The sequence below is a fragment of the Hyphomonas sp. genome (genome assembly GCF_036964145.1).
Taxonomy (GTDB): domain Bacteria; phylum Pseudomonadota; class Alphaproteobacteria; order Caulobacterales; family Hyphomonadaceae; genus Hyphomonas.
The window spans coordinates 348548-370750 of record NZ_JBALUC010000003.1; the positions used below are offsets into that span (position 1 = coordinate 348548).

Here is a 22203-nt window from a genome sequence, read left to right on the forward strand (position 1 = left end):
CTCTATTGGGCTTAAGCTGACCCCTGACAGTTCAGGGGAGAGCCCTGTCGTCATTGTCTACCAGTTGTAACTGGCGCGCATGTACAGGAAGCGCCCTGCAAAGCCATACGGGCTGCGGCTCGAATACGGGAAGATGCCGTTGAAATCGAGGCCGGCCGGCGTCATCGTCGGGTATTCGTCGAGCAGATTGTCTGCACCGACGCCGACGCTGAACTGGTCGGTGACATTGAAGTTCACCGACGCATCGATGATCCAGTCAGCGTCCAGCGTGAAGTCGTTCGCCGGATCGTTGGACGGGGCCAGGACCTCGCCGAAACGGGTTGCACGAAGGACGAAGTCAGCCTGCTGGTAAGTGTAGTTGCCTGCGAGGATGAATTTCGTTTCAGGCGCGCTTTCTTCCAGCGTCAGACGGTTGGAGCGGCTGAACAGTTCCAGGTCCGGAATAACCAGATTGTCCGGAACCTGCGTGACTTCGGTCTTGGAATAGTTAAACGCTGCAGACGCGTCCAGCGTACCCAGCTCGCCGAAATCGAAGGCGTATTTCGTGACGATGTCGACGCCCTTGGTTTCGGTCTCGATCCCATTCTGGAAGAACCGGACCCGCTGGACCCCGGTCACACCGGCATCCGCCAGCACGGCGTCCACTTCCTCTCCGCCCAGGTTTTCCGTCAGGAAGATCTGGTCGTCGATGTTGATCTGGTAGGCGTCGATGGTGACGAACCAGTCATTGGTCGGCGTCAGGACCGTACCCAGCGAGAAGCTGGTCGATTCTTCTGCGTCCAGCTGGCCGCCGCCAAGGGCGACCGAAGCGGGCGACGTGGCCGGGAAGGTCCCGACTTCGAACGGCACACCATCAATGAAGTTGGTGGAGATGGCCGTAAAGTATTGCTGCTGAAGGCTCGGAGCGCGGAAGCCGGTCGCAACGGCGCCGCGAACAGCCACCTGATCGGTGAAGTCATACCGGCCAGCGAGCTTGCCGGTGACGGCATCCCCGAAATCGGAATAGTCTTCATACCGCACAGCAGCGGAGATAAGCGTCTTCTCGTTCGGCACCCACTCGACTTCACCATAGATGCTTGCCGCGTTCCGGCCTTCATCGATTTCGGATTCCGGGGTGAAGCCTGGGAAGACCTGGCTACCGGCTGCGGCTGGGAAAGGCCCCTGAATGTAGGAGGCCTCTTCGCCGGCGCCGATTTCGAAGGTCTCGTCACGATATTCCGCACCGAAGGCGAGTGAGGTTTCCCCCGGCAGCAGATTGTCGAACGTCTTCACGATGTCGGCGTTGAGCGTGATCTGGTCGAAGGCCAGCGAACCGGCATCGAAAGAGGTCTGGCTGTCTGGCCCGAGCGAGGCGTTCAGGGAATTTGTCACCGAATAGTCGAGTTCGTTCGACCCATAGACCGCGCTGACATCATAGTCCCAGCCGCCTGCTTCGCCGCGCACACCGCCGCCGACGCTGTAGTCGGACACGTCACCGCCAATGACCGGAAGGAAGCCGCCTGGATAGATTTCGGGTACGTTGCGGGAATCCGAGGCGCGCCGATAGAAGCCAGGGCTTTCTGCTTCCCGTTCCTGAACACCCCCGAAGGCGTAGAGTTCGACACCATTATTCAGCGTGTAACCGGAGTTGAGGAAGAAGTTGATGTTCTCCATACGGCCATTGCCATAGACATGGTTCAGGCGGTCGAAGCTACGCTCAGCTTCCGCATAGGCCGGATCATCCGGGAATTGCTGGCGCGGATCGATACCGGCCCGGTTGCTCCGCTGGCGCAGCGAGTATTCGCCGGACACGGTCAGGAAGCCGTTTTCACCGAGACCGAAGCCAGCCCAGCCACCGACATTTGTCGTCTGCCCATCGACTTCGCTGCGGTTCAGGCCCTCGGGATCGGTGACATGTGCGCCGTAACGGATGTTCACGCCGCCGCCATGATCGGCTTCGCGCAGGATTACGTTGATCACGCCCGCGATTGCATCGGAGCCATACTGGGCCGACGCGCCATCACGCAGGACCTGAACGTTGCCGATGGCACTCGTGGGGATCGAGTTGAGGTCGACGGCGGCAGAGCCACGGCCGACAGAGCCATTGATATTCACCAGTGCCGTAATGTGGCGGCGCTTGCCGTTGACGAGAACCAGCGTCTGGTCCGGTGACAGGCCGCGAAGTGTGGCCGGGCGGATGATGTCCGTCCCGTCATTGATGGCCGTCTGGTTGAAGTTGAAGCTCGGAACGGTCGTGCTGAGAATCTGGTTCAGTTCGACCCGGCCGGTTTCGGTCAGCTCTTCGACTGGGAAAACGTCTACCGGAACAGCCGTTTCGAGTGATGTCCGGTTGGCGGTCCGGGTCCCGGTGACAACGACTTCGCTCTGTCGAAGTTCGCTGCCGTTGGCATCCGGCGTTTCCTGCGCGAATGCTGATGTAGATGCTGCAGTCACGGCGAGTGAGGACGCCGTGATGAGCAAGGCCCGCAATGTAGTCATGTGCGATTTACTCCTGATTGTAATTTTCGCCCCTCACGGCAAAAATAGTCCCCAATTCGGCTTATTACAGGCTTGTAACGAAAACTTTTGCCTCGAATCACAAAACTGACATGTTGTGTGACAGTGCGGTCACACTGACCTTGGGGAAGGGTGTGGAGGTCAGGCCGATCTCGGCGAACCCCCACTTCGCAAGCCGGTTCGCAAGACCTTTGTTTCGCATAAGAGCGATGCAGATCGTGAGGGTAATCGAGGTTCGACCAGAGGTCTTACAGGCGGTCTTCCACAACAGAATCGATTCTTGCGAGGTGTTTCGCTTTCTGATTTTCCGGCAGGAATGATCCGGTAAAGCTGTTGCGGGCGAGCTGGACAATCTGTTGCGCAGACAGATCCAGCGCTTCCGTGATCGCTTCATAATTCTTGCCGATATAGCCGCCGAAATAGGCCGGGTCGTCGGAATTCACGCAGACATGCAGCCCTTCTTCCAGCTGGCGCTTCACCGGGCTCTTGCGCAAATCGTCGAGGACGCAGAGCGACAAGTTGGAGAGCGGACAATTGGTCAGCGGTGTCTGGGTATCCCGCAGCACTTCGATCAGCGCCTGGTCTTCCATCGCGCGGTTGCCGTGGTCGATCCGGTCGGCGCCGATATCCAGCAGGGCCTCGCGCACATATTCCGGCGGACCTTCTTCGCCGGCATGCAGGCAGAGCTTGAAGCCAAGCTCCCGGCATCGCGCGAATAGCTTCTCGAATTTCGATGGCGGATGTCCAATTTCTGAACTGTCGAGGCCCACGCCAACAAAATGCTCGTGCCAGGGGGCAGATTCCTCAAGCAGGGCGAACCCGTCTTCTTCACTCAGATGGCGCAGGAAGCTCATGATGAGTTCGGAGGTAATGCCGAGTTCTTCCTCGCCGCGCTTCAGCGCCGAAATGATCCCGTCAGCGACCGTCCCGAATGGCACGCCGCGCTCTGTATGGGCCTGCGGGTCGATGAACATCTCGACATGAACGACATTGTCTTCCTTGGCGCGCTTCAGATACGCGAAAGTCATGTCGTGGAAGTCCTGCTCGGTGCGCAGCACATTCATGCCCTGATAGTAGAGATCGAGGAATTCCTGGAGGTTGCTGAAATCATAGGCCGCCTTGGCCTCGTCCAGCGTCTTGAAGGGAATCTCGATCTTGTTGCGGTCGGCCAGCGCCATCATCATTTCCGGCTCAAAACTGCCTTCAATGTGAAGGTGAAGCTCGGCCTTGGGAAGACGCGCGATGAGGTCTTTGTGGGCTGTCATTTAAAGCCTCCTGTCAGGATGGCTCCATTGAGCCGGATCAGGCCGCCGAGAGCAAGCTCTCGAACACGCCCAGACCATCTGTGCCGCCTTCATGGCCGCCAATGGCGCGCTCCGGGTGGGGCATCATGCCCAGGATGCGGCCATTCTCGCTGAGAATGCCGGCAATGTCGCGCGCCGAGCCGTTCGGGTTCTGACCGCTGGCATAGCGGAACGCCACGCGGCCTTCACCTTCCAGCGTATTGAGCGTAGTGTCGTCGGCGAAATAGTTGCCGTCATGATGGGCGACCGGGATCACCACATCCGATGCGCCGGAATAGGCGCTCGTATAGGCCGTGTTCGTCGACTCGATCTTCAGCGCCTGCGGACGGCAGACAAAGTGGAGCGAGGCGTTACGCATCAGCGCGCCGGGCAGCAGGCCCGTTTCGCAGAGGATCTGGAAGCCATTGCAGACGCCAAGAACATAGCCGCCGCGTTCCGCATGGGCGTGCAGTTGCGAGATCACAGGTGAATTGCCGGCCATCGCGCCACAGCGCAGGTAGTCGCCATAGGAGAAGCCGCCGGGAACCATGACGAGGTCTGTGCCCTCGGGGATCGTGCCATCCTTGTGCCAGACCATGGCCGGCGCCTGACCGGTTACCTTGGCGAGGGCGTCATGCGCGTCGCGGTCGCAGTTCGATCCAGGGAAGACAATCACAGCGGTTTTCATGCGCAGGCCTTTAGCAGGGAGTCGGGGGAAAAGGGAACACTCATTTGCGGTTGGGGCAGGTCATTCGCGCCAAAATGCACATGCTGGCGTCTTCCGTCTTGCCGAATGCACGCTTCAGACACATTGTCCGCGCCACCTACATTCATGGGAGTGACCAGATGAAGAAACTCATGGCTGCCGCGCTCGCGCTCTCGATGCTGCCACTCGTTTCCGCATGCAACACGGTCGAAGGCGTGGGCCGGGACGTTCAGGCAGGCGGCGAGATCGTCTCTGAAACCGCACGGGACGTGAAAGACAAAATGTCCAAATAGGCAGGCAGGAAATCCTGTTTCCCAAAAGAAGAGGCCCCGGCAGCTTGCCGGGGCCTCCTATGGTTTTGCAGTCCGATCAGGCGGCTAGCGCTGGTCCATCGGGACGTAGTCGCGCTGGGCAGCGCCGGTATAGATCTGGCGCGGACGGCCGATGCGCTGGGTCGGGTCGACCAGCATCTCGTTGAGCTGGGCAATCCAGCCAACCGTACGGGCCAGCGAGAACAGGACGGTGAACATCTGCTTCGGGAAGCCGATCGCATCAAGGATGATGCCGGAATAGAAGTCGACATTCGGATAGAGCTTCTTCTCGGCGAAGTATTCATCTTCCAGCGCGATGCGCTCCAGCTCCATGGCGACTTTCAGGATTGGCTGATCCTTCAGGCCGAGCAGGTCGAGCACTTCGTGTGCCGACTCGCGCATCACGGTCGCGCGCGGATCGTAGTTCTTGTAGACGCGGTGCCCGAAGCCCATCAGGCGGAAGCTGTCATTCTTGTCCTTGGCCTTCTCGATATATTCCGGGATGCGGTCCACGCTGCCGATTTCATGCAGCATGTTGAGGCAGGCTTCGTTTGCGCCGCCATGGCTCGGGCCCCAGAGACATGCCACGCCAGCAGCCACGGCTGCGAACGGATGCGCGCCCGACGAGCCGGCAAGGCGGACGGTCGAGGTGGACGCGTTCTGCTCGTGATCGGCGTGCAGGATAAAGAAGCGGTCCATTGCTTTCGCAATCTTCGGATCGACCTTGTAGTCTTCAGCAGAGACCGAGAAGCACATGCTGAGGAAGTTCTCGGCATAGGACAGTTCGTTGCGCGGATCGACGAATTTCTGGCCCATATTATACTTCAGGATGCGGGCGCAGAGCGTCGGCATCTTGGCGATCAGGCGGATCGAGGCGAGGCGACGCTCTTCCGGGTCTTCGCTGTCCATGGCGCCGGGATAGAAGGACGCCATTGCGCCGACCGTGCCGGTCAGCATGGCCATCGGATGGCTGTCACGGCGGAAGCCTTCGAAGAAGCGGTCCATCTGGGTGTGCAGCAGGGTGTGCTGCTTGATTTCGTCATTGAAGCTGTCGAGTTCTGCCTTGGAGGGCAGTTCGCCGTTCAGGATCAGGTGGCAGACTTCCGGGAAGGTTGCTTGCGCAGCCAGCTGGCCAATCGGATAGCCGCGGTGCAGCAGGATGCCTTCTTCCCCGTCAATGAACGTGATCTGGCTTTCACAGCTCGCCGTGGAGGTGAAGCCCGGATCAAAGGTGAACTGGCCGGATTGCGCGTAGAATTTGCGCACATCCATGACGTTCGGCCCATGCGTGCCCGACAGGACGGGCATGTCATACGATTTGCCGTCAATCTCAATCTTCGCTGTACCAGCGTTTTTGGTCTTATTTTCCATCAGCTCTAGCCCTTCCAAAGTCTTGTTTCGTCCAGCGCGGCCTGGGATCAGTCCTGGTCCAGCGCAGTTTGATCTTCAATTCGTCCCAGCGCTTCGTCCTTGCCCAGCCATTCGAGGACCGGAGCAATGTCTGGCGCAGGCAATCCGCCCGTCAGCGCAGCTCTGAGCGGTTGACCTACCTGTCCCATGGAGAGGTCTCGGTCAGCGCAATAGGAACTTATGACGTGCGATATAGTTTCTGCGGTCCATTGGCGCAATTGCTGCAGTTCGTCGCGCAGACCGGCGAGCCGGTCAAGTCCTTCTTCGGACAGGGATTTGCGCGCTTTCTTGTTCATCTGGATCGGCCGGATGTCCCTGAGGAAGGCAAAAGCCGCCGCAAGCTCCGGAAGCGTCGTGCCGCGATCCTTCATTCCGGGCAGTGCAGCGCGAATGCGAGCGGTCTCAGCCTCGCTCAGAGGGGCCTCGGCTTCCAGCAAGGGCTTGAGCAAGCCGAACAGCCGTTCGTCTTCCGCCAAGCGGATGAAATGGGCATTGATCTGGCCCAGTTTCTCGAGGTCCAGCCGGGCCGGGGCCTTGTTGATGCCGCTGATATCGAACAGCGCAATGGCTTCGTCTTCTGTGAAGATTTCCTGGTCGCCGTGGCTCCAGCCGAGGCGTAGGAGATAGGCTTTCATGGCTTCCGGCAGATAGCCCATGTCGCGATAGGCCAGCGTCGAGAGCGCGCCGTGGCGCTTGGACAGTTTTGCGCCGTCGGGCCCGTGGATCAGGGAGACATGGGCGAAGTGCGGAATGTCCCAGCCCATCGCCTCATAGATCGGGATCTGGCGGAAGGCATTGCGGAGATGGTCATCGCCGCGGATCACATGCGTCACGCCCATATCATGGTCATCGACGACGACGGCCAGCATATAGGTCGGCGTGCCGTCGGCGCGCAGCAGGATCATGTCGTCCAGTTCGCTGGCCTGGATGGTCACGCGGCCCTGTACGCCATCTTCCAGCACACGGTCGCCGCCATCCGGCGCGCGCAGGCGGACCGTATAGGGCGCATCCTCTGACGGCGCCGCCGCCCCGTCGCGCCAGGGCGAACGATAGGGGGCGAGCAGCTCATTGGCTTCGGCCAGCAGGGCGGTTTTCTCATCCTCGGAAATGCCTTCAGCCTTGGCGGCCTGGCGCTTTTCCTCGCCAAGGTCGCGGCGTGCCTGCAGCTCTTCCGGCGTGGCATAGCAGCGGAAAGCGGTGCCACGGGCGATCATGTCGAGGGCGATTTCGGTATGGCGGGCGGCCTGGTCAAACTGCATGACCGGCGGGGCATCCGGCGTCAGGCCGAGCCACTCCATCCCTTCCAGAATGGCGGCGGTGGCCTCATCGGTGGAGCGGGCGCGATCAGTATCCTCGATCCGCAGAAGAAACCTCCCGTTGTGCCGTTTCGCGAAGAGGTAGTTGAAAAGTGCCGTCCTTGCCCCTCCAATGTGCAGCATGCCGGTGGGAGAGGGGGCAAATCGCGTGGTGACGCTCATAGGACAGGCAGGCTCCGGTTGATGGTCGCGGGTGAGGCTCTTGCGCCGCAGAAACACAACTCCCCAGCCAATGGCAAGGGGCGGGCCTCGCATGATGCAGTGCAGTCCCGCCCAATCTGGTCGATTGCGGCCGTGGATGCCCAGCCTCTACTGCTGGCCTTTGCCATGGCGGGCGGGGCCGCAGCCTATTTCGTGGCGCCTTCTGAGCCCCCATTCTGGCTGGCCCTGCTGGCGCCGTTTGCCGGCGCCGGAGGGATCACGCTGGGGCGCCGGATGCGCCTGCCCTCCGCCTTGCAGATCGCGGCATGGTTCGCATTCGGGGTGGCACTTGGCATGTGCGCGGCGTCCGTGCGGGCGCGGCTGGTCGCGGCGCCCGTGATCGCCGACGAAACCGGCCCCGTCATGGTCGAAGGCTGGCTGTCGGAAGTTGAGACGGGCTCCAAAGGGCCGCGCTTGCGGATCGAGATCCATGCGATTGCGGGACTCACGCCCGAGGCCACGCCGAAACTTGTGCGGCTGACGCATCGTTCACGGCTGGAGGTGTCGTCTGGCCGGTTCGTGCGCTGCTGGGCCGTGCTGAGGCCGCCGCCTTCGCCGAGCATGGCGGGCGAATATGATTTCCGGCGGCAGGCCTGGTTCGAGCAATTGGGCGGCGTAGGCTATGTGCAGGGTCGCTGCCGGGGCGGAGCGCTTGGCGCGCCGGAGGGGGTGGTGGCCGATGTCAGGATGAAAGTGGCTGCCTTCCGGCGCAGACTTGCGGCGCATGTGAATGTCGCGGCGGGCGAGCGCGCCGGCGGCTTCGCGGCAGCGCTGGTGTCAGGGGACCGCAGCTATATGCGCGTCGAGGATCAAGTGGCGCTGCGCAATTCGGGCCTCGCGCATTTGCTGGCAATCTCCGGACTCCACATGGCGATTGTCGGCGGGCTGGTCTTCTACCTGATGCGGCGTCTGCTGGCCTGTATCGAGCCGCTGGCCCTGCGGGTGCCGGTGCAGAAGCCGGCGGCGGTGATCGCGCTGGGGGCAAGCCTTGCCTATCTCGTGATTTCCGGGGCGGGCGTCTCGACCCAGCGGGCCTTCATCATGCTGGCCGTGGTCTTCGGCGCGGTCCTGTTTGACCGGGCGGCGCTCAGCCTGCGCTCCTTTGCGATCGCGATGATCCTCGTGATCCTGCTGCAGCCGGAAAGCGTCATGACGCCCGGTTTCCAGATGTCGTTCGCAGCCTCCGGCGCGCTGATCGCGACCTATGAGGCCTGGACCGCGCGCCGGTCCGCCTCGGACCGGGTGATGGGCGGGGTGAGCTATAGCTGGGCCTCGCTGGCGGTGACGTCGCTGGTCGCGGGCACGGCGACGGCGCCCTATGCGCTCTATCATTTTGATCGGTTGGCCGGGCTGGGCCTGCTGGCCAATCTCGCCGCCATGCCGGTCATCACCTTTGTCACCGCACCGGCGGCCGCGGCTGCGCTGATCCTCACGCCGTTTGGGTATGGGGATCTCGGCCTGCGCGTCTTCGGCTATTCGCTGGAGGCCATTCTCTGGATCGCGGAGACCTGCACCGAACAGGCGCCGAGCGCGCTGTCGCCGGGCAAGCAAATGCCGGGCGGCTCGCTGGTCCTGTTCAGTGCGGCGCTGGCGCTGGCCGTGATTGCGCGGGGGCTGTGGCGGTGGGCGATGGCTCTGGCGCTCAGCGGACCTGCCATTTGGCTATGGGTGGTGGCCCCAGCTGTTGCGCTGCATTGGTCGGCCTCGGGCGATCTGTTCGTGCGGCTGGCAGGCGGCGAGGTGCACAAGATCAGCTATGTCGAGGGGGATGGCCTGTCGCCCATGCGGTTCAGCACGCTGGACCCGTCGGGGCTGTGTTCTGACTGGCCGTGTGTTCTGGAGAGCGAGATCGGGCGGATTGCGCTGCGCCATCCTGATCTGGAGCGTGGGGCCTGCAGTCTGGCGTCCGATGTGGCGTATGAGCTGATCCCGCTTGGGACACCCCGCCCAGACAGACGGTCCGCCAGCTGCGCCCAGCCGATTTACTGGTCAGACGTGCTCCGGCAGGGCGGGGCCACGCTTCACACGGATGGCGCGACATCAAAAAAGGCCGCGCCCTGTGAGGCGCGGCCCTGGAAACCTTGCGAAGTGGAACCGATCAGTCGTAACGGCGGATGAGCGCGACGAGGCGGCCCTGTACCTGAACGCGGTCGGGTCCGAAGATGCGGGTCTCGAAGGCGGGGTTTGCCGCTTCGAGCGCGACCGAGGCGCCCTTGCGGCGCAGACGTTTCAGCGTAGCCTCTTCGCCATCGATCAGCGCGACGACAATGTCGCCCGTATTGGCCGTGTCGGTGCGGCGGCAGACGACGATGTCGCCTTCAAGGATGCCCGCATCGATCATGGAATCGCCCTGGACTTCGAGGGCGAAATGCTCGTCGCCCTCGGCCAGGCCGTCGGGCGCATTGACGTGGCCATTGTCCTGCTGGATCGCGGAGATCGGCAGGCCGGCTGCGATACGGCCGATCAGGGGCACCGTGTGCGAGGTCGGCGTGGACGCAGGCTTGCCGCTCGAAACGAGGGCCGGCTTGAACTCCTTGCGGCCGCGCGGCGCGCCGGGCGTGACCGATTCCGGCAGTTTCAGCACTTCAAGGGCGCGGGCCCGATGCGCAAGGCGCCGGATGAACCCGCGCTCTTCAAGCGCTGTGATAAGACGGTGGATGCCGGATTTGGACGCCAGATTCAGCGCATCCTTCATTTCGTCAAAGGATGGCGAAACGCCGGTTTCCTGAATGCGCTCATTGATGAAGAGCAGCAATTCCTTTTGTTTACTAGTCAGCACGGGTGACTCCCTTCAGGCGAATCTCTGTTCACTTATGTTCTACATGTGTTCATGCTTCGGGTCAATTCGTGCCGGCTACCCTCATTTGTGTAACGCTTTTGTGGCGGTTTATGCCCATTTTCATAAGACTTTCGCCGATCAGGAACCGTCTCGCGCCTGTTTTGCGCAATCTTTCAATGTTTTCCGGGGATGAGACACCACTTTCGGAAATCAGGACCTTGTCGTCCGGCACCAGCGGCGCGAGTCGTTCCGTGGTGGCGAGATCGGTCACCATCCGCTTCAGATCGCGATTGTTGATGCCAATCAGGGGCGAAGGCAGGCGCAGGGCGCGCGACAGCTCTTCCTCATTGTGGGTTTCGAGCAGGACGTCCATGCCGAGGTCGAGTGCCGTGTCCGTCAGTTCGCTGGCCTGAGCGTCGCTGAGGCAGGCCATGATGACCAGCACGCAATCGGCGCCATGCACGCGGGATTCGATCACCTGATAGGGGTCGATCATGAAATCCTTGCGCAGCATGGGCAGGCCCACGGCGGAGCGGATCCGGGCGAAATCCTCCAGGCTGCCGCCAAAGCTTGGCCCATCCGTAAGAACGGAGAGACAGGCCGCGCCGCCGGATTCATATTCGCGGGCGATCTGAACCGGGTCTGCGCCGGGCAGGATATCCCCGGCGGACGGGCTCTTGCGCTTCAACTCGCAGATCAGCGCGTTCTCATCGAGGCCGGCAATCATGGACATGGATTGCGCGAAGCCGCGCGGCGGGCTGGCCTCGGGCAGGTGTGCCTCCAGCGCGGCCAGCGAGGTCTCGCGCTTGGCGGCGGCGACTTCATCGACCTTGTAGGCAATGATGCGATCAAGAGCGGTGCTCATTCCGGTTCCTGTCCGTTCGAGAGGGCAGCGAGCGCGCGCAGGGTCTGGGCGGCCTTGCCGCTGTCGATGGCCTCGGCGGCCATCGCGGCGCCCTGTTTGAGCGTGTCGGCCTTGCCAAAGACATGCAGGCCCGCCGCCGCATTCAGCAGCACGACATCGCGGAACGGGCCTTCCTGGCCGTCGAGCAGGTCCGTGATGGCCAGCGCATTGTCGTCCACGCCGGCGCCTTCCAAGGTAGAGAGGGGGCTCGTCTCCAGACCGGCATCGGCGGGGGTCAGTTCGAACTCATGCAAATCGTCGCCCGCCACTTCGCAGACCTTGGTCGTGCCGGCGATGGAAAGCTCGTCTATGCCGTCCAGGCCATGCACGACCCAGGCACGCTTGGTGCCGAGGCGCGACAGGGTTTCGGCCATCGGGCGCACCCATTCCGGCGCGAACACGCCCAGCACCTGGTATTCCGCGCCCGCCGGATTGCTGAGCGGGCCGAGCAGATTGAAAATGGTGCGGATGCCCAATTTGGCGCGGACCGGCGCGACATGGCGCATGGCGCTGTGATGGCTGCGCGCGAACATGAAGGCGACGCCGCACCCGTTCAGACACTCAAGGAAGGTCTCTTCGTCCATGTCGAGATTGACGCCGAGGGCTTCGAGCACGTCGGCCGAGCCGGTCTTGGGCGGCACCGAGCGATTGCCATGCTTGGCGACCCGTCCGCCCGCTGCCGCGATGACGATGGCGCTGGCGGTGGAGGTGTTCAGGCTCTTCCAGGGCAGGCCGCCCGTGCCGCACGTATCGAGGACCGGGCCCTCGACATGCACCTTGCGGGCGTGCTGGCGCATGATGCGGGCTCCGGCCGCGAGTTCGTCGGCCGTTTCGCCGCGCACGGTCAGGCCCATTAGGAACGCGCCGATCTCTTCGGGCGCCGCTTCGCCGGACAGGAGCTTGTCGAACGCGCCCTCAAGGGTCGCGGCATCAAGCGGCTGGCGGCGCGCAATCGCCTGCAGGGCTGTGGTGAGACTGTCTGACTGCATGCTGGATCATCCGCATCTGGTTCGCGCCTGCATAGGGGGTTGGGGGCCTTGAGATCAAGTCTGACGACGCCGCAAGGCGGCATCCGCCATGAAAGCTTCCGAAAGGATACACGCACACGTGATCGCGTTTACCGGGGGTTTGCGCTAGGTTCGCCAGGCACGGGACATTCCAAGAGAAAACAGACTTACCGAGGAGGAAACCATGAAATCCAATCAATTGCTCGCAGGCGTCGCCGGGCTTGCCTTGCTGGCTGCCTGCCAGACGGCTCCCGCAGACGACATGTCGGACAGTCTCACCGCTGAAGAGACGATCGAGATGGAAGAGGTGATGGACGCCGAGGAATCGATGGAAGTCGACCTGTCATCGGACGCCGAGATGGCGGAAATGGCGGAGACCGCCGATGAAGCCATGGATGTGTCGGCCTCGGTTGCGCTGGCCGCCGCGCTGGCGTCCCAGCCTGAGGATGTTCAGGCCCGCTATGATGCGCGCAATCCGGGCGCGACGCTGGAATTCTTCGGCATCGAGCCGGGCATGACCGTGGTCGAGGCCCTGCCGGGCGGGGGCTGGTACTCGAAAATCCTGCTGTCGTATCTCGGCCCTGACGGCAAGCTGATCGGGGCGCACTATCCGGACGAGATGTGGATCCGCATCCTTCCCGGAGCTGACGAGGAACGCGTCGCGGGCATTCTGGAACAGCTTGAGGGATGGACCAAGACCGCTGAGGGCTGGGCCGGAGAGCGCGGCGCGAAAGTCTATGACTACAAGCTGACGGCCCTCCCGGAAGACAAGGCTGAAAAGGCCGACGCGGCGCTATTCATTCGCGCGCTGCACAATCTCAACCGGACCGAGGACGAACTTGGCACCTTCACGGACGCCATCGCCGAGACCTATCGCCTCCTGAAGCCGGGCGGGGTGGTCGGTGTTGTCCAGCATCGCGCCTCTGAAGACACGCCGGACGAGTGGGCCGACGGCAATGCCGGGTACCTCAAGACGAGTTTCGTGGTCGACGCGTTCGAGGCGGCCGGGTTTGAGTTCGAGGAGTCGAGCGAGATCAATGCCAACCCGGTCGACGATGCCGGTCCGGGCGACATTGTCTGGCGCCTGGCGCCGAGCCTTGCCACGACCGAGGAAGGCACGCCCGAGCGCGCAGCCCTGGCGGAGATCGGCGAGTCCGACCGGATGACGCTGCGTTTCCGCAAGCCGGAATAGGCGCGGCGATCCTCCGTATCGGGAGAGGGCCCTTCGGGGCCCTTTTTCTTTGGCAGGCGCAGGACGAAGCAGGAACCGGAGGCGGGCACAGGCGTTGAAGTGGAAAGCAAACAGGAGCCTCCCCTCAATGACCCAACTTGCCGACAAGGATCTAACCGAAACCTTCTGGGACCGTATCGAAGACACGCGGACCGGAATGCTCGTGATCGATGGCCGCGCCGTGCCGATGTCCCACTATGTTGACGAGAACAAGCGCGATCTGTGGTTCATCACGGCGAAGGGCACCTATATGGCCGAGCATGCCAAGGGCGCGAACGCGCATTTTGTTCTGTGTAACGACAACAAAGGCCTGTATGCCAGCCTGTCCGGCCGCCTGACGGCGGAGATGAACAAGGAAAAACTGGACGAGTACTGGAGCTTCATCGCGGCAAGCTGGTATGAGGATGGCAAGCAGGACCCGGACGTGCTGCTCCTCAAGCTGTCGCTCGACACAGGCGAGGTCTGGACATCCAAAGGTGGCCCGAAATTCTTCTATGAAATCGCCAAGGCCAATCTCACCGATGAGAAACCGGACATTGGCGAGCATTTCGAAATCAGCTTCTAGAGCTTGTCGAGCCAATTCTTGAGCAGCGCGTGGCCGTGCTCGGTCAGGATGCTTTCCGGGTGGAATTGCACGCCATAGATCGGCCGCGTCCTGTGGTGGAGGGCCATGACTTCGCCATCCTCGGTGAAGGCGTCGGCAATCAGTACATCCGGCAGGTCTTCCGGCTTCACGGCGAGGGAGTGATAGCGCACAACCTGATAGGTTTCCGGCAGGCCAGCGAACAGGTCGCCGCCGGTTTGGCGGATCTCTGACAATTTGCCATGCCGGATTTCCCTGGCGGTGATGACCTCGCCGCCAAAGGCCTGTCCGATGGACTGATGGCCGAGGCAGACGCCGAGGATCGGCAGGTCTTCGGGTGCCTTCTGGATCAGCCCCACGCAGATGCCCGCCTCATTCGGAGAGCAGGGGCCGGGAGACAGGAGAATGCCGTCCGCGCCGCTGGCGAGGGCTTCCTCGACCGTCATCTCGTCATTGCGAACGACACGCGTCTCCGCGCCCAGCTCTTCCAGGTAATGGACGAGATTCCAGGTGAAGCTGTCATAATTGTCGATGACGAGAATTTGCTTCTTCGGCGCGCTCATTGGTCAGGCTCATAGGAGGCGGCCAGTTCGGCAGCGCGGCGGAGCGCGCCTGCCTTGTGGACGGTTTCATCAAATTCGTATTGCGGCACGGAATCCAGCACGACCCCGCCGCCGGCCTGGATGTGCAACTGGCCGTCCTTCAGTACGGCGGTGCGCAGCGCGATGCAGGTGTCGAGATCGCCATTCCAGCCGAAATAGCCGACCGCGCCGCCATAGATGCCGCGGCGGTGGCTCTCCATCTCATTGATGATCTGCATGGCACGGATCTTCGGCGCGCCGGAAACGGTGCCTGCCGGGAAGCCTGCGAACAGCGCATCGACACTGTCGAGGCCCTCGCGCAGGTCCCCTTCGACATGGCTGACAATATGCATCACATGGGAATAGCGCTCGACGATGAATTGCTCCGTGACCGTCACGCTGCCATAGGCGGCGACGCGGCCGACATCATTGCGGCCAAGGTCCAGCAGCATGAGGTGTTCGGCGATCTCCTTGGGATCATTCAGCAGGCTCTGGGCGCGGCGGGCATCCTCTTCCTCGTCGCCGCTGCGCGGGCGCGTGCCGGCGATCGGGCGGATGGCGACGCGGCCATCGCGGACGCGGACGAGGATTTCCGGGCTGGAGCCGACCAGGCTGACCGCGCCGAGATTCATGTGGAACATGAAGGCGGACGGGTTCAGACGGCGCAGGGCCCGGTAATAGCTGATCGACTGGCGCGGGAAGGGCGCGGAGAAACGCTGGCTCGGCACGACCTGGAAGATGTCGCCGGCGCGGATATAGTCCTTGCACGCTTCGACGATCTCGAAATAGCGCGCCTTGGAGGTGTTCGACTGCAGGTCCACCGGCGCGGGCGGCTGGTCCTTGGGTGGCATCTGGGGCAGGCGCTCCAGTCGCGCCTCGACATCATCCAGCAGGGAGTTGATCTCGGTTTCGTTGCCAGCCTCGACGCGGCCGATCAGCAGGATTTCCTGATAGATGTGATCGAACACGATGACCACGCGCGGGATGACCAGCAGGGCTTCCGGCACGTTCAGCATGTCGGGCTTGGTGATCTCGACCGGCTCTACATACTGGATCATGTCATAGCCGACATAGCCGAAGGCGCCCGACGCCATCGGCGGCAGGTCTTCGTCGGCGCTGGCGCGGGCATCGCGGGCAAAGGCTTTCAGGGCTGCGACCGGCTCGGCATCGAGCATCGTCGCGTCCGAGAAGTCAGCATCGCTGGCCGTCTCGGCCTTGCCATCGAGGATGCGGAACCAGCGGTCCGGCTCCAGCCCGATGAAGGAATAGCGCCCGAGGCGTTCGCCGCCGGCAATCGACTCGAAGAGGAAGCTGCCGGGCGTTTCCGCGCCGAGCTTCAGCATTGCGGCAACCGGGGTCTCGATATCCCCGATGCGCCGCCGGACGATCAGTTTCGCGTTGCTCATTGGTCCGACGTGATGGTGGCCTTGTAAGCTCTCAGCGCGCCCTGATTGGTGCGCAGCTTCGTGGCGCTGGCGACCTCTGTTTCCATCGCCTGGTTGAGATCATCCTGAAGCGAGCTGATCAGGCTGGAATTGGCCAGCGGTCCCAGTTCGGCCATGTCGGCTTCATCCGGCGGGGTGATGGAGGTGATTTGCAACACCATGACAGCGTTCCCGTCACGGCTCGGGAAGGTGAAGACATCGCCTTCCTTGCCGCTGAAGACCGAGGTGAGGGCCGCGTTTGGCAGGCCGGACTCGGCAGCGGTGCGGCGCGTGATCGGGCCGAGCGGGGTTTCCACGATCTCGCCGGCGGCGCGGGCTTCGGCCTCCAGCGTGCTTTCGCCGGACTCGATGCGATCCGTCAGGTCATCAAGGGCGGCCTGTACGCCGCTGGCTTCGCGCTGGCGGACGAGGCCGGCGCGCACGTCGTCGCGCAACTCCTCGAATTCCGGCGTGTAGCTCTCGATGATCTGGCGCGGCGAGGTCAGATAGGTGGCCTCGCCAATGTCGGCGCGGTTGCTGGTTTCGCCGACAGGGATTTCGAATGCCTGCTGGAAGGCTTCGCCCGCATTGATCAGGCCGCCAAGCGCTGTGTCGCCACGGGTGCGGCCGGACTGGTCGACCGGGGCATAGGTCATCAGCGGCACGCCGACTTCCTCGGCGATCTGGCTGAGCGGATAACCGGCGCCAATTGCGCGGTCGAGGGCTTCCATCTTGTCGAACAGGAGGACACCGGCACGTTCGCGGGCGAGCTGTTCGCGGATCTCGTTCTCGACCTGCTCAAGCGGGAAGACCGCGCCGGGCTGGACGGAGACGAGCCGGGCCACCAGCCATTGGTCGCCGCGCTCGCTGGGGCCGAACAGGGCGCCGCTCTGCTTGCCGGCGCCGAACATGGCTTCGGCCAGGGTCGGGTCGGTGACGCTTGGGCGGCGACCGGTCTTGGTCTCGCGGGAGGTCACGCCTTCAAGGCTGGCCGGGTCTGCGCCCGCCGCCAGCAGGCCAAAGGCGGTGCGGGCCGCTTCGCGGGTCGGGAACAGCAGTTCGATATAGGTGCGGGTGTCCGGCTCGGAATAGCGGTCGGACTTGCTGGCTTCATAGACGGTCGCGACTTCCTGTTCGGTCACGGTGACCTGGGACAGGAAATCCTCGGCCGACATGCGCAGCACGTCGATCATGCGGCGCTCAGGCTGTTTGAGGGCGTCGAGATTATCGTCGTAATAGGCGCGGATGTCTTCCTCGGTCGGGGCGTCCGGTTCCGGCAGCGTGCTGGTGTCGAGGATGAACCAGCCGACATTGCGGGCCTCGCCGATATAGCGCGCCTGCAGCGAAGACAGCGTCTTGGGCGGATAGATGGCGGCGCTGGCGCCGTCGCGCAGGGCTTTCATGGTCAGATCATCGGCCAGCTGCTGCTCGTAGTCGGCCTGGCTGATGCGGCTGCGGTAGAGGGTATCGCGATAGGTGTCGAGGTCCAGCGCGCCGGTCAGCGGGTTCTTGAAGGCGTCGATGTTCTTCAGCTCCTCCACCACGGCGTCCGTTGAGGGGCGCACGCCAATCGAGTCGGCATAGCCGAGCAGGGTGAGCTTGGCGGCTTCGAGCTGGAACACCTGGTCGATCACGCCCTGTTCGAGCAATTCCGGCTTGGTGACCGGCTCCTCGGCATCGGCATTGATGTTCCGGATCACGCTTTCGACGCGGCGGTCGAAGGTGGAAGGATCGAAGCTGCGGCTGCCGGCGGCGGCCATGTTGGAGCCCAATCCGCCGCGAATCTGGGCGAACATCTGGTCCACACCCCAGAATGCCATCCCCGCGATGATGATCATGACAATAATCTTCCCGACGAAGGAGTTCATCAGGCTTTTCATCAAGGCTAGCATATCGGCAGCGTCTTTCTGGCAGGTTGAGCGGTGGTCCAGTGCTTGCTAGGCGACCCCGTTAGGTCTTTCAAGATAGGGATAGCTTATGACCAGAACACTTATCGCCGGGAATTGGAAGATGAATGGCCTCAAGGCCAGCCTGGGGGAAATCCGCGATGCCGCTGCAGGTGTGGGGCAGGGCAAGGCCGGGGTCGAGGCCCTGCTATGTGTGCCAGCGACCCTGGTATCCCTGGCTGCAGAGGCTGCACATGGCTCTGCGCTGAAGGTTGGGGGCGAGACCTGTCATGGCGCCGAGAGCGGCGCGCATACAGGCGATATCTCTGCGGAAATGCTGGCGGATGCCGGTGCGAGCCATGTGATTGTCGGCCATTCCGAGCGCCGGACCGATCATGCCGAGACCAATGAAATCGTCGCCGGACAGGCCGCAGCTGCCCTGCGCGCGGGCCTGACGCCGATCATCTGCATTGGCGAGAGTCTTGACCAGCGCAAGGCCGGGGAGACGCTGGAGTTCGTATCCAGCCAGATTGCCAGCTCGATCCCCGAAGGCGCGAAGGCCGAGGATATTGTCATCGCCTATGAGCCAATCTGGGCCATCGGAACGGGCGAAGTGGCCAGCCCCGAGCAGATCGACGAGGTCCATACCGCCATACGCAGCCGCCTTGCGGAGCGATTCGGCGCGGACGGCGCAGGCCTGATCCCCCTGCTCTATGGGGGCAGCATGAAGCCCGGAAATGCGGCCGAAATCCTCGAGGTCACGGACGTCAATGGCGGCCTAATTGGCGGCGCGAGCTTGAAGGCAGCGGATTTCCTCGCCATTTACGGCCAAGCAAAGTAACCAAAGACTGAACCCCAAGGCTTGGCTCCCGTGCGCAATGGCGATATGCGGGCCGCTTGAATTTTACTGGAAACGCACCAGCCATGCAGAACGTCATTCTTGTTGTCCACATCATCGCCTGTCTCGTCATGACGGGACTGGTCCTTATCCAGAAATCCGAAGGCGGCGGCCTCGGCATCGGTGGGGGCGGCGGTGGCGGCGCAGGATCGCTGCTGTCGGGACGCGGCGCAGCCGGCGCCCTGGTGCGTTCCACCATCATGTTTGGCGGCATCTTCTTCATAACCAGCCTGGGCCTGACCACGCTGGCCAATCGCAACAATGACACGCGCACCGAAGTCGAACGCGCGCTGGGCGCGGATGAAGACGGCGCGACCGGCCCGGTTGACCTTCTGGATCCGACGGCGCCGCTGCTGGAAGGCCAGGACGGCCTGTCCACGCCTGCGACCCCGGCGCCAGAAACGGCCGAGCCGGGCGAGCTGATTGATCCCACGGCGGACATGCCGCCAGCCGAAACCGCGCCCGAGACGGAGCCGGAAACCGGCAATCCCCAGTAATTGCGCCGCGCAGGTGTATTCCCTGCGCCAATCCAAGCCGAATCACGGCATCAGGGTGATCCCATGATCCGCTATATTTTCATTACAGGCGGCGTGGTGTCCTCCCTTGGCAAGGGTATCGCTTCCGCCGCACTCGGTGCGTTGCTTCAGGCGCGTGGCTACAAGGTCCGCCTGCGCAAGCTCGATCCGTATCTCAATGTCGATCCCGGCACGATGAGCCCCCGCCAGCATGGCGAGGTCTATGTGACTGATGACGGCGCCGAGACCGATCTCGACCTCGGCCATTATGAGCGCTTCACCGGCGTCTCGGCCCGCCAGTCGGACAATATCACGACGGGGCGGATTTATAGCCGCATCATCGAGAAGGAACGGCGCGGGGATTATCTCGGCGCGACAATCCAGGTGATTCCGCACGTCACAAACGAGATCAAGGATTTCGTCCTGTCCGATCCGGGCGAGGATGTGGAATTCGTACTGTGCGAAATCGGCGGCACGGTCGGCGACATCGAGGGCCTGCCATTCTTCGAGGCGATCCGCCAGCTCGGTCAGGAACTGGGGCCTGAGCGCGCCTGTTTCATCCATCTCACGCTGCTGCCCTACATTCCGGCAGCCGGCGAGATGAAGACCAAGCCGACCCAGCACTCTGTGAAGGAGCTGCGTTCGATCGGTATCCAGCCCGACGTGTTGCTCTGCCGGTGTGACCGGCCGATCCCGGAGACCGAAAAGGGCAAGATTGCCAGCTTCTGTAATGTCCGCCTCTCCAGCGTGATCGAAGCGCGCGATGTGGGCCACATCTATGACGTGCCCGGCGCCTATCATGCCGAGGGGCTCGACAAGGAAGTCCTGTCGCATTTCCGCATTGATGACGCCCCGGACCCGGACCTGTCCGGCTGGAGCGAGATTGCGCACACGACCCATCATCCGGATGGCAATGTCTGTATCGGTCTCGTCGGCAAATATACCGATGTGCCGGACGCCTATAAATCCGTCGCCGAGGCGCTGGCGCATGGCGGGCTTGCCAACAAGGTGAAGGTCGATATCCGGCTGATCAATTCCGAGGAATTCGATGACGAGGCGCGGCCGCTGGACATTCTGGAAGGCGTGCATGGCATCATCCTGCCGGGCGGCTTCGGGGAGCGCGGCGCACATGGCAAGATGCGCGCGGCCCGGTTTGCCCGCGAACGCAAGGTGCCGTGCTTCGGCATCTGTTACGGGATGCAGATGTCGGTGATCGAGGCGGCCCGCAACATGGCCGGCATCGAGGACGCCAACACGACCGAGAATGACCCGAAGACCCCGGCGCCGCTGGTCGGCCTGATGGAAGAGTGGACCAGGGGCAACGAAAAGGTCCTGCGCGATGCCAATACCGACAAGGGCGGCACGATGCGCCTTGGCGCGTATCCGGCCCGTCTCGTGCCGGGCAGCAAGGTCGCCGAGATCTATGGCACGCTGGACATTTCCGAACGCCACCGTCACCGCTATGAGGTCAATGCTGCCTATAAAGGCGCGCTGGAAAAGGCTGGCGGGCTGTTCTCAGGCCTGTCCCCGGACGGCAAGCTGCCGGAAATCTTCGAGCTTCCGGAACATCCCTGGTTCATCGGCGTGCAGTATCACCCGGAGCTGAAATCGCGCCCGTTCGAGCCGCACCCGCTGTTTGCGAGCTTCATCGGCGCCGCGGTCAAGCAGAGCCGGCTGGTTTAGGAAACTGAGCTAATCCTGTCATCCCGGAAAGCGCGAAGCGCTTATCCGGGACCCAGCCGCCGCTTCTGCTGCTCTTTCGAAAAACAGGAAGACTAACGGTCCCTGGGTCCCGGATATTTGCTGCGCAAATTCCGGGATGACAAGTATGGGGTTCTTGCGGAGCTACGCTCATCGGGTGTGACGCGGACGGGGTGACCAGCACACCTATCCGGCGCGAAGGGTTTTGGCCGGGTGCAAGATTTCAAAAACAATCCGTCTCAGGATGAATTGAAGTGCGGCTGGACGGCGTGGGTTTCGTCCTCGATCAATCGCGCCGTTTCGCATTGCAGGCGCGTCAGGGGCCCGTGGCGGAAGAGGCGCTTTCCGGCTTTGGCGATCAGCTGTCTGGCTTCACCAAGGCTGCGGCGGATCTTTTCGATATAGCGATCGCGGTGATCCATCGCATGGTCGAGGGCCATCAGCCGACGGACGAGGCGTTTGGCGGGCAGGATGTCCTCCGGATATTTCGCGTATTCATGGATGTCGGGGACGTCATCCGCGTCGAGGAAGCGGATGCGCGGACCAGTCCTGAAGACGGGCCTGGGCGGTGCGGCATCGGAGCGCTGCGTGCCCGTCTCGAACAGACGGAAGATTGACGGGGTTGCGCAGGCGACACGTTGCGCCGTGTCTCGCGGGCGTGTCGGACCGGAACTGGCTGTCTCGCGAGGGAATGCGGGCAGGGCGCCCAGTTCGGCGGCGCAGAGATAGAGGCAGCGGCGCAGGGCCGGTTCGGCCTGGGCCAGGAAGCGCGACAGGCGGGAAATCGCGTGGCGCGGCAGGAGCGGGGTGTGCGGCGTCAGGCCGAGCCGCTGGCGCAACTGGATCACGCCGAGACTTATGACGTTCAGCATCAGCCAGACGGCAGAGCGGATTTCCTGTGGGGGTGCATAGCGCATCTCGGACATGGGCTGAGGATGCGGGGCGAGGGTCCCGGTCGGAATGGGGTTTGG

19 protein-coding genes are annotated in these 22203 nt (G+C 62.8%); 7 read left to right on the plus strand and 12 right to left on the minus strand.

Features of this window, described 5'->3' with window-relative positions; all coding sequences use genetic code 11:
- Nucleotides 1–57: 57 nt before the first annotated feature.
- The 3 genes from V7660_RS11545 to purQ all read right to left on the minus strand — a co-directional run bounded on the left by V7660_RS11545 (nucleotide 58) and on the right by purQ (nucleotide 4467).
- Nucleotides 58–2478: a TonB-dependent receptor plug domain-containing protein gene (locus V7660_RS11545; RefSeq protein ID WP_335603195.1), complete on the minus strand. Its 2421-nt coding sequence runs from the start codon at nucleotides 2476–2478 to the stop codon at nucleotides 58–60.
- Between the two features lie 266 nt (nucleotides 2479–2744).
- Nucleotides 2745–3761 carry an adenosine deaminase gene (locus V7660_RS11550; protein ID WP_335603196.1) on the minus strand — a complete coding sequence of 339 codons (1017 nt, stop codon included), beginning with the start codon at nucleotides 3759–3761 and terminating at the stop codon, nucleotides 2745–2747.
- 37 nt (nucleotides 3762–3798) lie between these two features.
- Nucleotides 3799–4467, minus strand: coding sequence for a phosphoribosylformylglycinamidine synthase subunit PurQ (gene purQ / locus V7660_RS11555; protein ID WP_335603197.1), 669 nt, complete (start codon nucleotides 4465–4467; stop codon nucleotides 3799–3801).
- Between the two features lie 158 nt (nucleotides 4468–4625).
- Between purQ and V7660_RS11560 the strand changes: the two genes are divergently transcribed.
- Nucleotides 4626–4778, plus strand: coding sequence for an entericidin A/B family lipoprotein (locus V7660_RS11560; protein WP_335603198.1), 153 nt, complete (start codon nucleotides 4626–4628; stop codon nucleotides 4776–4778).
- Nucleotides 4779–4862: 84 nt separating this feature from the next.
- Here V7660_RS11560 and gltA read toward each other — a convergent pair whose 3' ends face one another.
- Together gltA and gltX are read right to left on the minus strand one after the other, a co-directional pair.
- Nucleotides 4863–6167 (minus strand): citrate synthase, encoded by a 1305-nt coding sequence (gene gltA, locus V7660_RS11565; protein WP_335603199.1) that lies wholly within the window; start codon nucleotides 6165–6167, stop codon nucleotides 4863–4865.
- Nucleotides 6168–6214: 47 nt separating this feature from the next.
- Nucleotides 6215–7684, minus strand: coding sequence for a glutamate--tRNA ligase (gene gltX, locus V7660_RS11570; RefSeq protein ID WP_335603200.1), 1470 nt, complete (start codon nucleotides 7682–7684; stop codon nucleotides 6215–6217).
- Nucleotides 7685–7705: 21 nt separating this feature from the next.
- Between gltX and V7660_RS11575 the strand changes: the two genes are divergently transcribed.
- Nucleotides 7706–9841 (plus strand): ComEC/Rec2 family competence protein, encoded by a 2136-nt coding sequence (locus V7660_RS11575; protein WP_335603201.1) that lies wholly within the window; start codon nucleotides 7706–7708, stop codon nucleotides 9839–9841.
- Here the strand turns inward: V7660_RS11575 and lexA are convergent.
- From lexA to trpD, 3 genes are all read right to left on the minus strand, one after another.
- Nucleotides 9822–10502 (minus strand): transcriptional repressor LexA, encoded by a 681-nt coding sequence (lexA, locus tag V7660_RS11580; RefSeq protein ID WP_335603202.1) that lies wholly within the window; start codon nucleotides 10500–10502, stop codon nucleotides 9822–9824. The two genes, V7660_RS11575 and lexA, sit on opposite strands and share 20 nt — an antisense overlap.
- 61 nt (nucleotides 10503–10563) lie before the next feature.
- Entirely contained in the window at nucleotides 10564–11367 is an 804-nt protein-coding gene (gene trpC / locus V7660_RS11585) for an indole-3-glycerol phosphate synthase TrpC (RefSeq protein WP_335603203.1), read from the minus strand.
- Nucleotides 11364–12395: an anthranilate phosphoribosyltransferase gene (trpD, locus tag V7660_RS11590; protein ID WP_335603204.1), complete on the minus strand. Its 1032-nt coding sequence runs from the start codon at nucleotides 12393–12395 to the stop codon at nucleotides 11364–11366. The genes trpC and trpD overlap by 4 nt, the downstream gene beginning before the upstream one ends.
- Nucleotides 12396–12597: 202 nt before the next feature.
- On the opposite strand from trpD, the gene V7660_RS11595 reads away from it, so the two are divergent.
- Nucleotides 12598–13605 carry a class I SAM-dependent methyltransferase gene (locus V7660_RS11595; RefSeq protein WP_335603205.1) on the plus strand — a complete coding sequence of 336 codons (1008 nt, stop codon included), beginning with the start codon at nucleotides 12598–12600 and terminating at the stop codon, nucleotides 13603–13605.
- A 127-nt stretch (nucleotides 13606–13732) separates the two neighbouring features.
- Nucleotides 13733–14209, plus strand: coding sequence for a pyridoxamine 5'-phosphate oxidase family protein (locus V7660_RS11600; protein ID WP_335603206.1), 477 nt, complete (start codon nucleotides 13733–13735; stop codon nucleotides 14207–14209).
- Here V7660_RS11600 and V7660_RS11605 read toward each other — a convergent pair.
- Genes V7660_RS11605 through V7660_RS11615 form a run of 3 tightly spaced genes read right to left on the minus strand, consistent with a single transcriptional unit; the run spans nucleotide 14206 to nucleotide 18124 of the window.
- Nucleotides 14206–14790 carry an anthranilate synthase component II gene (locus V7660_RS11605; protein ID WP_335603207.1) on the minus strand — a complete coding sequence of 195 codons (585 nt, stop codon included), beginning with the start codon at nucleotides 14788–14790 and terminating at the stop codon, nucleotides 14206–14208. The genes V7660_RS11600 and V7660_RS11605 overlap by 4 nt on opposite strands.
- A complete protein-coding gene (gene trpE, locus V7660_RS11610) occupies nucleotides 14787–16214 on the minus strand; it encodes an anthranilate synthase component I (protein ID WP_335603208.1) in 1428 nt (475 codons plus the stop codon). Before trpE ends, V7660_RS11605 begins: the two co-directional genes overlap by 4 nt.
- Nucleotides 16211–18124 carry a peptidylprolyl isomerase gene (locus V7660_RS11615; RefSeq protein ID WP_335603209.1) on the minus strand — a complete coding sequence of 638 codons (1914 nt, stop codon included), beginning with the start codon at nucleotides 18122–18124 and terminating at the stop codon, nucleotides 16211–16213. Before V7660_RS11615 ends, trpE begins: the two co-directional genes overlap by 4 nt.
- Before the next feature lie 85 nt (nucleotides 18125–18209).
- On the opposite strand from V7660_RS11615, the gene tpiA reads away from it, so the two are divergent.
- The 3 genes from tpiA (at nucleotide 18210) to V7660_RS11630 (ending at nucleotide 21214) form a co-directional block, all read left to right on the plus strand.
- Nucleotides 18210–18959 (plus strand): triose-phosphate isomerase, encoded by a 750-nt coding sequence (gene tpiA / locus V7660_RS11620; RefSeq protein WP_335603210.1) that lies wholly within the window; start codon nucleotides 18210–18212, stop codon nucleotides 18957–18959.
- Between the two features lie 83 nt (nucleotides 18960–19042).
- Nucleotides 19043–19513: a preprotein translocase subunit SecG gene (gene secG, locus V7660_RS11625; RefSeq protein WP_335603211.1), complete on the plus strand. Its 471-nt coding sequence runs from the start codon at nucleotides 19043–19045 to the stop codon at nucleotides 19511–19513.
- Nucleotides 19514–19576: 63 nt separating this feature from the next.
- Nucleotides 19577–21214: a CTP synthase gene (locus V7660_RS11630; protein WP_335603212.1), complete on the plus strand. Its 1638-nt coding sequence runs from the start codon at nucleotides 19577–19579 to the stop codon at nucleotides 21212–21214.
- Nucleotides 21215–21471: 257 nt separating this feature from the next.
- On the opposite strand, the gene V7660_RS11635 is transcribed toward V7660_RS11630, so the two are convergent.
- Complete coding sequence (locus tag V7660_RS11635) at nucleotides 21472–22158, minus strand: hypothetical protein (RefSeq protein ID WP_335603213.1); 687 nt, start codon at nucleotides 22156–22158, stop codon at nucleotides 21472–21474.
- Nucleotides 22159–22203: the final 45 nt, after the last annotated feature.